We start from the raw sequence: 14251 nt of genomic DNA, 5'->3' as shown, positions 1-14251 counted from the left end.
AGGTACTATCACCCCTTTTGAATCCCGGCTAGAACCTGAAATTATACGTCACCGACGGTAACACCGGGAACAACGACACCTGCTTCGCACTCACCTTCAACGTGCCATCTACGGCGCTCCCCTCCTGGTCAAAGTAAATGAAATAAGGATTCTTCCTGCTGTAAACGTTATACACAGAAAATGTCCAGCTGCCTTTCACACGCTTATTGGGCCGTTTAGGCACCGGAGTATATATGGCCGACAGGTCGAGCCGGTGATAGGCATCCAGCCGGTAGGAGTTGATACTGCCGTAACCCTGTACCAGCGTGCCTTCTATAAAATAGAACTTTTCAGGTAGCGTAGTGGTATTACCGGTGCCGTAAATAAACACACCTGACACCGTCCAGCGTTTACTCAGGTCGTAAGTGCCTACCAGGGCCAGATCATGGCGACGGTCGTACTTCGCGGGATAACGGTTGCCATCATTCAACGCGGGAAATTGCCGCCAGGTCCAGGCCAGTGTATAGCCCAGCCAGCCGGTAAACCGCCCTTTCTTTTTGTTTACAAATAATTCCATGCCATAGGCCTCCCCCTTTCCGAACACGAAGTCCTGCTCCGGATCATTCAGCGATGGAGTGTATCCTTCCCTGTATTCAATCTGGTTTTGCAGGCTTTTATAATATACCTCGGCAGATGCCTCATACATATTGTTGCTGAAATTGCGGAAGTACCCGGCAGAATATTGCCAGGAAATCTGCGGCTGCACCAGGTAAGTGCTGGGCACCCATACGTCTGTAGGCAAAGTAGTTCCCGCGTTGGATACAAGATGAATAAACTGATAGTTACGGGTTGCGGAAGCTTTTACGGAACTTACCTCGTTCCAGGACCATCTCAGGATGACCCGCGGTTCAAAGCCACCATGACGGGATATCGGCTGCCAGCGCCGGTATACAACACTATCCGTTTTATTCCCCGCTGCATCACGGGAGTAGCGGGTATAAGGGCCGATCTGCATAAACCCGCTGTAGCGAACACCCACATTCAATTGCAACCTGGGAGATATTTCCCAGTCATCCATCAGGTATAATGCCACCTCATGGGCATATTTCTTAAACACATTCTCGGGGGAGAATTTGGTGGAATCCTGCTCCCCGCTGATAGTAGAGGGTGTAAACGTGTGATAGATATAGTTGCCGCCAAAACGGATATGATGCTTTACATGCGCGTAATAGTCAAAATCTGTTTTCAGGTTCATATCGCTGATGCCGGAAGACAACCGGATATCGAAATTATTTTGCAGGGCGCTGAATTGAAATTTATAGTCGTTATAGATGAGAGAGGTGTTGGCAAATAACTTCTGGCTGAACACGTGATTCCAGCGCAAAGTAGCCGTGGTATTGCCCCAGGGAATCTTTACATCAAAGGAACGGTCCTGGTTATTAAAGCTGAACACATCTTTTCCAAGATAACCGCTCAGGTAAATATGGTCTTTCTCCGAAATAGCGTAGTTCATCTTTACATTCAGGTCATAGAAATAATAACCCGAACCCTTATACGAAGTATTATTGATAAATGGCTTTGTGACAAGGTCGATATAAGTGCGACGGCCGCTCACGATAAAAGAGGCCTTATCTTTTTTCAAAGGTCCCTGGAAAGATAACCGGGAAGAGATCAGCCCGATTCCCCCTTCTCCCTGGAAATTTTTATTATTCCCTTCCTTCATAGCAATATCTGCCACAGACGACAACCGGCCCCCGTAATTGGCTGGCATACCGCCTTTGATGAGCGTGGTGCTCCGGATGGCATCTGCATTAAATACAGAGAAAAAGCCAAAAAGGTGGCCTGTATTATACACCGGCGCTTCGTCCAGCAGGATAAGGTTCTGATCGGCCCCGCCGCCACGCACATAAAAACCGGCGTTGCCTTCACCGGCAGCCTGTACCCCCGGCATCAGCTGCAGGGCTTTGAGCACATCCACCTCCCCCATCAGTGCCGGCAGTTTCTTTATCTGTACTGCGGTCAGCTCGGCCTTTCCCATCTCGGTATTTTTCACATTGGCATCCTTTCTTTTGTCGGTGATCACTACTTCCTTTGCCTGGTAAGAACGCGGGTATAGTTGCAGGTGCTGGGTGGTATTGGCATCCAGCGTCAACGCCACTGCTTTGGATTCGTAGCCGAGAAATGAATACAGGAGGATGTAATTGCCTGCCGGCAGCGTGATAGAATAAAATCCGTAGTTGTTGGTATGTACGCCGTTGGTGGAATGCAGCACCTGCACGGTGGCGCCGGGCAACGATTCGCCATTGGTACTGTCTTTAATAAAACCGCTTACGGTATATTGCTGTCCCGCTGCCTCATTGAAGAAACACAGCAAAAAGAAGAACAATAAAAGGGGACTATATCGTGTGAACATACCGTTAAATCATGAGCAGCAAAGCGAAAGTAATTTACGATTTACTGCGCACGATTCAACGATTACTTATTATTTATAGCTCAGGCTATCTTTGGTTTCACCGCAGGTGAGCATCTTATGGCCAAAGTAAGGATTCTGTATAGCTGCTTTGTCGCTAAGCCAGTACGCGCCTTTATCATCAAATGCCATCGGGCAGTACTGGTGATAAATAGTATGACCTTTCAGGCCGGTGTTCTTTACAAGGTCGAACAGCATATCGGATACCATCTGGAAAGCGGCTCTTTTGCCTTCCAGCCCTGTTTCTCCTGCCAGACCGGTTAATTCAGCGCTTACGCTGCCGGTGATACCGGTAATATTGGCCAGGTGGCTGCTATCCATCTGTAAAAGGTTGACCGGCAAACTGTCCACATGCCCTTTCAGTGTCGCTGCTGCGGTATTGGCGGCAGTGCTATCAGCCTGTACCAGCGCATCCGAAAGCTGGTAATACGATTGCATGGCGGCGCCCAGTGAGTCGTAAAACACCTGGCTATAGGGCGCCTGTAACGCGGCGGAAGCGCCTGCTGCCGCTTCTTCCTGTTTCGGGGCGGTCTGCTGGTTGCAGGCAAACAGGGCCACACCCAGCATCAGTAAGCCAACCGGAACGCATACTTTAAAATTCATAATCTTACACTTTGTAACAAAACTAAATAAAATGAGCGGATTGTTTCTTTGGAGTACTGAATTTGAGTAGGTTAAAGTCCGCATTTTTCCTTAACTTTGCACGTTTTTTATCCAATTTTTTTATTTTTTATGTTGATCGCATTACAGGACATTACGTTTGAGTTTGGGTCCAGGGTTATTCTGGAAAATTCCTCGTGGCATATAGAACCGGGTGACCGTGTAGGGCTTATCGGGTTGAATGGTACCGGCAAATCTACCCTGTTACGCATTATCAATGGGGAATATTCCATTTCCAAAGGAAGTGTTAATAAAAGTAAAAGTCTGACGATTGGCTTCTTTAACCAGGACCTGCTCAGCTTTGAAACCGATGAATCTATTCTTACCGTAGGCATGATGGCCTTTGGCAAAGCACTGGAGCTGGAGAAAGATATTGAACGTATTACCCGGGAGCTGGAAGACAGTCAGACCGAAGAACTGTTGCACGAATTCAGTGACAAGCTGCATGAATTTGAAGCGCTCGACGGCTACAACATGAAACATAAAACGGCGCAGGTGCTGGAAGGCCTCGGCTTTACCACCTCCGACCTGGAGCGGCCGTACAGCCAGTTTTCGGGTGGATGGCGCATGCGTGTGCTCCTGGCTCGTCTTATCCTGCAGCAGCCGGATGTGCTGATGCTCGATGAGCCCACGAACCACCTGGATCTTCCCTCCATCGAATGGCTGGAAAGATACCTGGTAGGTTACAACGGCGCTGTGATCATCGTATCGCATGACCGTTTCTTCCTGGACCGTATGGTGAACAAGATTGTGGAAGTATACCAGCAGCAACTGCACCACTACGCCGGTTCTTACGCCGACTATGAAGTGGAAAAGGAACTTCGCCGGGAAATGCAGCAACGCGCTTACGAAAACCAGCAGGATTATATCCGCCAGCAGGAACGCTTTATTGAACGCTTTAAAGCCAAAGCGTCCAAAGCCGCCCAGGCACAGAGTATCGCCAAAAGGCTCGATAAACTGGAGCGGGTGGAACAAACCGATAACGGCCCTTCTAAAATCAAAATAAACTTCACAGTAGATAAAACACCTGGTAAGATCCTATGTACACTGAATAACATCAGTAAAAGCTTCGGCAAGATAGAGATCTTAAAAAATACCAGCGCTGAAATCAACCGTGGTGATAAAATAGCCTTAATCGGCGCCAATGGTAAGGGTAAGTCTACCCTGCTGCGTATCATCTTTGGTATGGAACCGATGGAAGGAGAACGCGTACCCGGTCATAACGTGGTAACCAGCTTCTATGCACAGCACCAGCTGGAATCACTGGATATGAACAGCGAAATACTGGACGAGCTGAAGAACTTCGGCAGCGGCCGTACAGAGCTGGAATTACGCCAGTTGTTAGGCTGCTTCCTCTTTACCGGCGATGATGTATTTAAGAAGATCAAGATCCTGTCCGGAGGTGAAAAAGCCCGTGTGGCGCTGGCAAAAACCATTATCAGCCAGGCGAACTTCCTGATGCTGGATGAGCCTACGAACCACCTGGACATGAACTCCGTGCAGATGCTGATAGACGCCCTGAACAAATATGATGGCAGCCTGGTACTGGTATCCCACGACCGTTACTTCGTAAGCCAGACAGCCAATAAGATCTGGGAAATCGTAGACGGCGAAATCAAGGAGTTTAAAGGTACCTACAACGAATACGAAGAGTGGAAAAAGAGAATGGCTGCCCAGCAACAAAACGGCAACGCCAAAGCCACTAACAATAACGCAGATACGAAAAAAGAAAGCCGCCAGCAGGCAGCAGCCCCGGTTGCAGATGCAGGTAAAGGCGCTATCAACAAAGACGTACAGCGTGAACTGCAGAAACAACAAAAACAGTTTTCACAGGTAGAAGGCCAGGTGGCCAGCCTGAAAGAACGTAAGGCCGGCCTGGAAGCCAGCCTCGGTTCTCCTGAAATCTACAATGATAAAGCTAAATTTGCCCAGGTAGAAAGCGAATACCAGGATGTTCAGAAGTACCTGGACAGGGCCAATCAGCAATATGAGCAGTTATTTGAGAAAATAATGCAGCTGGAAGCGAACCTTATCAGTTAGTTATTTTGTTATACAGGTATCTTTCAGGATGCCTGTATAACAACACTTAAACCCTTTCTATGCAAAAGATACTGGTTGTTGAAGACGAAGTTAAAGTAGCCAATGCCGTTAAGAAAGGACTGGAGGAAAACGGTTTTGATGTGGATGTGGCCTACGACGGCCGTATGGGTAAAGGATTAGCTACCAGTAACGATTACGACCTGGTGATCCTGGACCTGAACCTGCCGCACAACAACGGTTATGAGCTGTGTGAAGTGATCCGCCACAAAAACAACCGCGTTCCCGTGATCATGCTCACCGCACTCGGTGGCGTGGAAGACAAAATGCAGGCTTTTGAGCTGGGCGCCGACGATTACCTGGTAAAGCCCTTCGACTTCCGCGAACTGCTGGCGCGCATCCGGGTATTCCTGAAAAGAGCCGGCTCCGATGCCACGCATGGCACCCAGTACAAAATCACGATCGCCGACCTCGAAATAGACCGCGAGAAAAAAGATGTAACCCGTGGCGGTAAAAAGATTGCCCTCACCGCCAAAGAATACCAGCTGCTGGAATTCCTGGCCATGCACAAAGGCAAGGTTATCTCCAAAATCACCATCGCTGAAAAAGTATGGGATATCGACTTCGATACCGGTACCAACGTGATTGAAGTGTATATGAACTTCCTCCGCAAAAAAATAGACAAGGATTTTGATCAGAAACTCCTGCATACAAAAACAGGTATGGGTTATTATCTTTCTGAAGAATAACACACCGGTTGAAAATCAAATATAAAATAGCGCTTTATTATACCCTGTCGGCTACGCTGATGCTCGTTGCATTTGCCGTGCTGGCCTATTATTTCTCTGCCAAGTCGCGGAAGGCGGAATACCTGGAACGGCTGGAATACCGCGCCCGCTCCATTGCCAACGTGATCATTGAAGATGGCAACGTAAAGGTGGACCTGCTGCGGAAGCTGGACCGGACCACCTTCCAGGATCTTTATAAAGAAACCATACTCGTATACAATCCTAATTACGACCTGCTGTACAGCAACCTGAAAGATACTACCATCCGCACACATCCCAGTTTACTCGATTATATCAAGGAAAATAAACTGTACAGCTACGACAAAGGCGTTGGCGAAGTGGTGGGCGTGTATTATACAGAAGGCAACGTATCTGTCATCGTCATTGTATCTTCCTTTGATAAATATGGTTTTCAAAACCTCCAGAACCTCAGCCAGATCCTGCTGCTGGAGCTGATTACCGCCGTGATAGTACTGGTGGGCGTAGGTTACTTTTTTGCGCGTAAAATGGTACAGCCAATCGATCAGCTGGTACAGCAGGTAGATAGTATCAATGCCAACAACATGCAGGATACACAGGTAGCCGTGAAAGGAAAAGATGAAATAGCCAAGCTGGGCGCCAACTTCAACACTATGCTGCAACGTCTCAGCGAGTCGTTTCACCTGCAAAAAAGCTTTGTGAGCAATGCTTCCCATGAGCTGCGTACTCCCCTGGCGGCTATTATCAGCCAGTTACAGGTGGCATTATCCAAAGACCGGAGCAAAGAAGAATACCTGGCACTACTTACTTCTGTGCTGGAAGATGCAGAAAACCTCTCCGATCTTTCCAACGGCCTGTTGCAACTGGCACAGTCGGAAATGCGGCAGCAGGAGTTTGTATTGACGAATGTAAGGATAGATGAGTTACTGATGGAGATGACCACCCTGATCCGGCTGAAACAAAAAACTTCCAGTAAAGTAGAGATCCATTTCATAAAGGTACCTGATAATGATTTGCTCGTGACCTGCTATGGAAACGAGAGCCTGTTGAAGGTGCTTTTCCTGAACCTGATCGATAATGCGTGTAAATTTTCAGAAAATAATACTGCGCATGTGTCGATAGATTTTTTCACGAAAAATATTCTTATACAGATAAAAGATTCCGGCATTGGTATTCCACCGGACGATATTAACAAAATATTTGAACCCTTTTACCGTGGGCAAAATGTGCTTCAAATCCGCGGCCATGGCCTGGGTTTATCTATCTGTAAGAAAATTGTGCAGATCCATGGCGGGCATATTACTGTTACCTCCAATCCTGAAGGAGGCACTACATTCTCCGTGGTCCTCCCACACGTATAAATTTCTTTTAATTTTTTTTTAATCTTCCTTAAAGGCCGCTTTAATTCCCCTTTGTGAGCTTTGTGCCATGAAATCTGGCATTATGCGAACTATCAGGATGCTGTTCCTAACAGCGTGTATTTACTGCCTGGGCTTTATTCAACATGCACAGGCGCAAATCACTTCTCAACCTGTAACACTGCAGGCAGTTGAAGATTCATTTCTTACAAAAAACTATTTATTACTGGCGCAACGCTACCAGGTAGACGCCTCCAAAGCGCTGATACGGCAGGCGAAGATGTGGGACAATCCTTCCTTCAGCACTGTACTGGGTTTTGGCAGCACTAATAACTTTAAACCGTTTAATGTGGGCGCCGGCGGCGAAACACAATATAACCTTGATCAGCTCATTCAGCTGGCAGGCAAACGGAATAAAACCATACAACTGGCCGCAGCAGCCGCCAAAATGAGCGAGGCCAACTTCGATGAACTGGTGCGTACCCTCCGCTTACAACTCCGGGAAAACTTCTACAATGTATACTACCAGCAACAGATTGAAACCGTGTTAAAAGAACAGCTGGATAACCTGCAGAAAATTGTAGATGCATATGTAACAGCTGATAAAAAAGGAAGCGTGGCCCATGCGGATCTCGTCAGGCTGCAGGCATTACAGGTAGGCATTGAAAACGACTTCGCCGATCTGAAACAACAGGAATTGGAATCACAGAAAAACCTACAACAGTTGTTACATACCAGCGTTTTTTATGAGGCCCGGCTGCAACCCGCAGACCTGGCTTCATATAACCTGGATAAGATCCAGCTGCAATCATTACTCGACAGCGTAGCGCAGAACAGGCCGGATGTACGGATGGCTGACGTGCAGTTCCAGACCGCACAGCTCAACTACCGCCTCCAGAAATCAATGGCAGTGCCGGACCTTCATGTAGGCGCCACCTACGATAAACAAGGTAGTTACACGCCTAATTTCGTTGGCCTGACACTGGGAATTGATTTACCCACCTGGAACCGCAACCAGGGAAATATCCGCGCCGCACAACTTCAAATCGGCGCAGAACAACAACAACTACTGCAACAGCAATCCATCGCACAATCAGAAGTATTGAATGCTTATCAGCGTATACTAGCACTGGAAAAGCGTTACAAAGGATTTGACCTGCACCGGTTCCAGGGAGAATTTGATACCCTGATTGCTGAAGTAGCCAAGAATTTCAGCAAAGGAAATATCTCCCTTCTTCAGTTCATCGATTACTTCAACAGTTATAGCGATAACGCGAAAAATATCAACAAGTTTTTATCCAACCGGGTAAATGCCTACGAAGAACTCAACTATGCAACAGGACAAGAATTATTTAAAAATTAAGCGCATGAAACAGCCTTTCCTTTTTATTGGCTTTTCGCTGCTGGCAACTATTCTGTGGAGTGGTTGTAAACACAGCCAGGCAGAAGATCAGGAGAAAACCACCTTCGTTCTCAGCGATACCATGCTGAAAAATATCCGTATCGATACGGCATACCTGCAGCCGGTGGTGAACGAAGTTCGTTTATCCGGTAAGGTTACCCCTAATGGCGGTAAGGTATTGAAAGTATACCCACTGGTGAGCGGGTATGTGGAAGATATCAAAGTACAGCTGGGCGACTATGTACAGAAAGGCCAGGTACTGGCCGTAATACACAGTGCTGAAATTGCTGATTACGAAAAGCAGCTGGCCCAGGCAAAGTCTGACCGCAATGTAGCAGACAAAAACCTCAAAGTAGCCCAGGACCTGTTCGACAGCCGTTTGAACACAGATAAAGACGTAGTAAACGCCAAAGGAGAAGTACAAAAATCTGATGCGGAAATTAACCGGCTCAACGATCTGTTTACCATATACCGCAAAGGCAAAGGCGCTACCTACCTGGTAACCGCTCCTATTTCCGGTTATATTATTGAGAAGAATATCAATAATAACATGGAGATACGTACCGATAACAGTTCCAACATTTTTACGATCTCCGAACTGGATGATGTGTGGGTGATGGCCAATGTTTTTGAAACAGATATCGCGCGTATCAAAGAAGGCTATGAAGCAGACGTGGTAACGGTAAGTTATCCTGATGAGCCCTTCCACGGCAAAATCGATAAGATCTACAATTTCCTGGACCCTGCCACCAAAACCATGCAGGTACGGATCAGCATCGATAACAAAAACATGCTGCTGAAGCCGGAAATGTTTGCTACCGTATACGTGAAGTACCAGGATAACGACCAAAAGATAGCCGTCCCTTCTGCCGCCGTCATCTTTGATAACAGCAAAAATTATGTGCTGGTATTTAAAGACAAATTTAATATAGCCGTACGCGAGGTAGAAGTGGCTAAAACATCCGGCGATATTACTTATATCTCCTCCGGCCTGGCCGCAGAAGAGAAAGTGATTTCCAAAAATCAATTGCTCATCTACGATGCACTTAAAGATTAAGCGGGCCATGAAGCAGCTGTTCTCCATAGGAATACTGGCACTGGGCAGTACCCGCCTGCTGGCACAGGAAAAGAAGACGGATAGCATTATCCCCTACACTTTCCATTTTCAGCAAACACTGGTAACGCAATGGCATCCTGATTTCTCCGCGAAGTACTCAGGCGCCAACAGTTTCCGTACCCATGAAAAAGGGGCTACATCTATTACCAGTACTGTTTATGCCGGTATCCGCCCGTGGAAGAACTTTGAATTATATGTGAACCCGGAACTCGCTGGTGGTGAAGGTCTCAGCCATGCCACCGGCATTGCGGGTTTCCCGAACGGAGAAACCTTTCGCGTGGGCGATCCCAAACCGAAAATATACCTGGCCAGGGCTTATGGCGTGTATACATTACCGTTAACTTCCAATACCGAAGCAGATGGTGATGATCTGAACCATGTAGGCGGCGCCACGCCTACCCACTATCTCCGTTTCATTGGCGGTAAATACTGCCTCGCGGATTTCTTTGATCAGAATACGTATAGCCACGATCCCCGCACCCAGTTTATGAACTGGTCGCTGATGAGCAATGCCGCATGGGACTACCCAGCAGATGTACGCGGCTATACCATGGCGCTGACCATTCAGTACCGGAAGGATAACTGGCTGTTACAGGCAGCTACTTCCCTGGAGCCGGAAGAAGCCAACGGACCGAAATTGAACTACCAATACGGTAAATCCAACGGTGAGGTAATAGAAGTAACGCATACGCATACACTGAATAAGCATGAAGGGAATGTCCGGTTAATGGCTTTTATTAACCAGGCTCCTATGGGCAATTATAACGAAGCGGTGAGTGCCGCAAAAGATACGCCGGACGTCAGTTCCGTAAGAAGGGACGGACATACTAAATACGGTTTTGGTATCAATATAGACCAGGAACTTACCAACAGCGGCGGCGCTTTCCTGAAAGCATCGTGGAATGATGGCCGCAATGAAACCTGGGCTTATACCGAAATAGACCGCTCTGTTAGCGCCGGATGGCTGCAAAACGGCCAGTGCTGGCACCGCAACCAGGATAACGCCGGTGTGGCGCTGGTGGTGAACGGATTATCAGAAGAGCACCGCAACTACCTTGCTGCCGGTGGCACCGGATTCATGATCGGCGACGGCCAGTTGAACTACGCACCGGAAATGATTGCCGAAGTTTTCTATCAATGTAACATTACCAGGCTACATATAGCCCTAAGCCCTGATTACCAGTTTGTGATGCACCCTGCCTACAACGGGGACCGCGGACCGGTAAATATCATCGGATTAAGGACCAGAGTGGCATTCTAAAGAACAGGACTTATGAATAAATTCATTAGAAATATTGTCGCTTTTTCGCTGAGGAACAAACTGTTTGTTTTTATCAGCGTAGCTACTTTGATCGCAGCAGGCGTGTTTTCCTTTTTGCATACGCCCATTGAAGCCTTCCCCGACGTTACCAACACACAGATTGTGATTGTAACCAAGTGGAATGGCCGCAGCGCGCAGGAAGTGGAACGCTTTGTAACGCTGCCCATAGAAGTATCCATGAATGCGGTGCAGAAGAAAACCAGTGTGCGCTCTGTTACCATGTTCGGGTTATCTGTAGTGAAGATCATGTTCGACGATGACGTGGAAGATTTCTTCGCACGGCAGCAGGTCAACAACATGCTGCAGAGTATCAGTTTGCCGGAGGGCGCCGAACCCGAAGTACAGCCTCCCTACGGTCCTACCGGTGAAATATTCCGGTACTACCTGAAAAGCAGTAAACGCGATTCCCGCGATCTGCTCACCTGGCAGAACTGGGTGATAGACCGGCAGATCCGGAGCGTGCCCGGTGTAGCCGATGTAGTTGCCTTCGGCGGGCAGGAAAAGATCTACGAGATCTCCGCTGACCCGGTACGATTGGCCAAATACGATATTACACCGCTGGAATTATACCAGGCAGTGACCAAAAGTAATGTGAACGTAGGCGGTGATGTGATTGAAAAGAACGGGCAGGCATACGTGGTGCGTGGCATCGGGCTGCTAAACAGCATCCCCGATATCAACAACATCATTGTTCAGAATATCAACGGCGTGCCTTTGCTGGTAAAAGACCTCGCAAATGTACATGAAGCCTCTGCCCCGCGCGTGGGCCAGGTGGGCATAGGCAGCAACGACGACCTGGTGGAAGGCATTGTGGTGATGCGCAAAGGTGAAAACCCCACAGAAGTACTCGCCCGCCTGAAAGAGAAGCTGAAGGAGCTGAATGAAACCATTTTGCCGGATGATATCAAGATGGAAACGTTCTATGACCGCGATAACCTCATGGAGTTCTGTACCCACACCGTGATGCACAACCTCGCGGAAGGGATCATTTTTGTAACGGTGATCGTATTCCTGTTCATGGCCGACTGGCGCACTACCGTGATTGTATCCATCATTATCCCGCTGGCACTGTTGTTTGCCTTTATGTGCCTGCGCATGAAAGGTATGAGCGCCAACCTGCTGTCGATGGGGGCGATTGACTTCGGTATCATCATAGACGGCGCGGTGGTAATGGTAGAAGGCATCTTCGTGATGCTGGACCATAAAGCCCACAAATACGGCATGGAGCGGTTCAACAAAATGGCGAAGCTGGGCTGGATCAAGCAAACCGGTGGAGAACTGGCCAAAGCCATCTTCTTTTCTAAACTCATTATCATCATCTCCCTGATCCCCATATTTTCTTTCCAGAAAGTAGAAGGTAAAATGTTTTCGCCACTGGCCTGGACGTTGGGATTTGCGTTACTGGGCGCACTGCTCTTTACCTTAACACTGGTGCCGGTACTGTGTTCCATCTTGCTCAACAAAAATGTGAAAGAGAAGAATAATCCACTGGTGAACTTCTTTGACCGTTTTGTAATGAGAGGGTTTGGATGGACCTACCGGAATAAACGCCTGAGCATTACGCTGGCACTGGCCTTCATGATACTTACGTTTATTTCCGCCAAATTCCTGGGAACAGAGTTCCTTCCGCAGCTGAATGAAGGCTCCCTGTGGGTAACCACGGAGTTGCCCATGAGCATGTCGCTCACGGAAAGCACTAAAATGGCGCATGATATCCGGCAGGACCTCGGCGGCTTCCCCGAAGTAAAAAGGGTATTATCACAGGTAGGCCGCTCCAACGATGGTACAGATCCCAACGGTTTTTACTTTATACAATACCAGGTAGACCTGGCGCCGAAGGAAGAATGGAAACGGAAGATCACGCAGGACGAGCTGATTTCCCAGATGGAACAACGGCTGAAGAAATACCCGGGTATCATCCTCAACTTCTCGCAACCAATCAGCGACAACGTTTCTGAAGCAGTAGCCGGGTTCAAGGCTGCCAACGGCGTAAAGATTTTCGGCGACGACCTCGTGAAGCTGGAATCATTGTCGCAACAGGTAGTGGCGCAATTGAAAACGGTGCAGGGGATCAAGGATCTTGGCGTGATCCGGAATATTGGTCAGCCTGAAATGAGCATCAATCTCGACGACAACAAAATGGCCCAGTATGGTGTAGCCACCGGGGATGCCCAGGCAGTTATTGAAATGGCCATTGGCGGTAAAACGGCTACCCAGCTGTATGAAGGCGAGAAAAAATTCGATATCCGTATCCGTTATGATGAAAACTATCGTAAAACGGAAGATGACCTGGCCAACCTGATGGTGCCTACTATCAACAACAATAAAATACCGCTGAAAGAGATCGCTGAGATCAAAACCATTACGGGACCGGCTTTCATTTACCGCGACAGTAACAAACGTTTTATCGGCGTGAAGTTTTCTGTCCGTGACCGCGACCTCGGCAGCACTATTGCGGAAGCGCAGGCGAAGATCAACCGGGTAGTGAAATTGCCGAAAGGCTACAGCATTGGCTGGACGGGTGAATTTGAAAACCAGGTGCGGGCTACCCAACGACTGGGACAGGTAGTGCCTATCAGTATCATTGCCATCTTTATGGTGTTGTTTATTATGCTGGGCAGTGTAAAGGACGCGGGGCTGGTGTTAATGAACGTGCCGTTTGCGTTGATAGGCGGTATCCTGGCATTGCATGTTACCAATATGAACTTTGGTATCTCTGCGGGGGTAGGTTTTATTGCATTGTTTGGTATCTGTATTCAGAATGGGGTGATTCTCATTTCTGTATTCCATAAGAACCTCGAAGCGAGATTATCGCTGAATGAATCGATCAAGTTAGGTGTGCAGAGCCGCATACGGCCGGTGGTAATGACCGCCATGATGGCCGCCATCGGTTTGATTCCGGCGGCCATATCACATGGTATCGGGTCTGAAACACAGAAGCCGCTGGCGATCGTGGTAATTGGCGGGCTTATTACCGCAACAGTATTAACACTGCTGGTGTTCCCGATCATTTTCTATGGCGCCTATAAAAATAAGAAAGATCAGATGTGAGGATGAAATTGCGTGTAGTCCTTTCATTTAGTTTGTTATAACGTGGTGGACTATACGCTTATATTTTTAGTTCGCATATAGGTTGATAG

Annotated in this window: 9 protein-coding genes; 7 read left to right on the top strand and 2 right to left on the bottom strand. The window is 48.0% G+C overall.

Translation table 11 applies throughout. The features are described 5' to 3' along the window. Window positions 1-28: 28 nt before the first annotated feature. Window positions 29-2392, bottom strand: coding sequence for a TonB-dependent receptor (locus ACLHR0_RS23940; protein WP_436490060.1), 2364 nt, complete (start codon window positions 2390-2392; stop codon window positions 29-31). A gap of 69 nt (window positions 2393-2461) precedes the next feature. After that, window positions 2462-3052, bottom strand: coding sequence for a DUF3347 domain-containing protein (locus ACLHR0_RS23935; RefSeq protein WP_429047791.1), 591 nt, complete (start codon window positions 3050-3052; stop codon window positions 2462-2464). A 129-nt stretch (window positions 3053-3181) separates the two neighbouring features. Here ACLHR0_RS23935 and ACLHR0_RS23930 point away from each other — a divergent pair, with 129 nt between their 5' ends. From ACLHR0_RS23930 to ACLHR0_RS23900, 7 genes are all read left to right on the top strand, one after another. Further along, entirely contained in the window at window positions 3182-5149 is a 1968-nt protein-coding gene (locus ACLHR0_RS23930; RefSeq protein ID WP_436490058.1) for an ABC-F family ATP-binding cassette domain-containing protein, read from the top strand. A 59-nt stretch (window positions 5150-5208) separates the two neighbouring features. Further along, entirely contained in the window at window positions 5209-5895 is a 687-nt protein-coding gene (locus ACLHR0_RS23925) for a response regulator (protein WP_370910391.1), read from the top strand. 8 nt (window positions 5896-5903) lie between these two features. Then, window positions 5904-7274, top strand: coding sequence for a HAMP domain-containing sensor histidine kinase (locus tag ACLHR0_RS23920; RefSeq protein ID WP_429047781.1), 1371 nt, complete (start codon window positions 5904-5906; stop codon window positions 7272-7274). A gap of 82 nt (window positions 7275-7356) precedes the next feature. Beyond that, the gene (locus tag ACLHR0_RS23915; protein ID WP_436490056.1) at window positions 7357-8634 is read left to right on the top strand and encodes a TolC family protein; all 1278 of its coding nucleotides are present in this window, start codon (window positions 7357-7359) and stop codon (window positions 8632-8634) included. Between the two features lie 4 nt (window positions 8635-8638). Continuing rightward, entirely contained in the window at window positions 8639-9730 is a 1092-nt protein-coding gene (locus ACLHR0_RS23910) for an efflux RND transporter periplasmic adaptor subunit (protein ID WP_436490054.1), read from the top strand. Between the two features lie 7 nt (window positions 9731-9737). Beyond that, the gene (locus tag ACLHR0_RS23905; RefSeq protein ID WP_436490052.1) at window positions 9738-11051 is read left to right on the top strand and encodes a carbohydrate porin; all 1314 of its coding nucleotides are present in this window, start codon (window positions 9738-9740) and stop codon (window positions 11049-11051) included. 12 nt (window positions 11052-11063) lie between these two features. Then, complete coding sequence (locus tag ACLHR0_RS23900) at window positions 11064-14162, top strand: efflux RND transporter permease subunit (protein WP_436490050.1); 3099 nt, start codon at window positions 11064-11066, stop codon at window positions 14160-14162. The last annotated feature ends 89 nt before the right edge of the window (window positions 14163-14251 follow it).

Source organism: Chitinophaga sp. ARDCPP14, assembly GCF_051362515.1.
In the GTDB taxonomy this organism is placed as follows: domain Bacteria; phylum Bacteroidota; class Bacteroidia; order Chitinophagales; family Chitinophagaceae; genus Chitinophaga.
The sequence above is the reverse complement of the archived record's forward strand: the minus strand, read 5'-3'. Positions and strand labels throughout refer to the sequence as shown.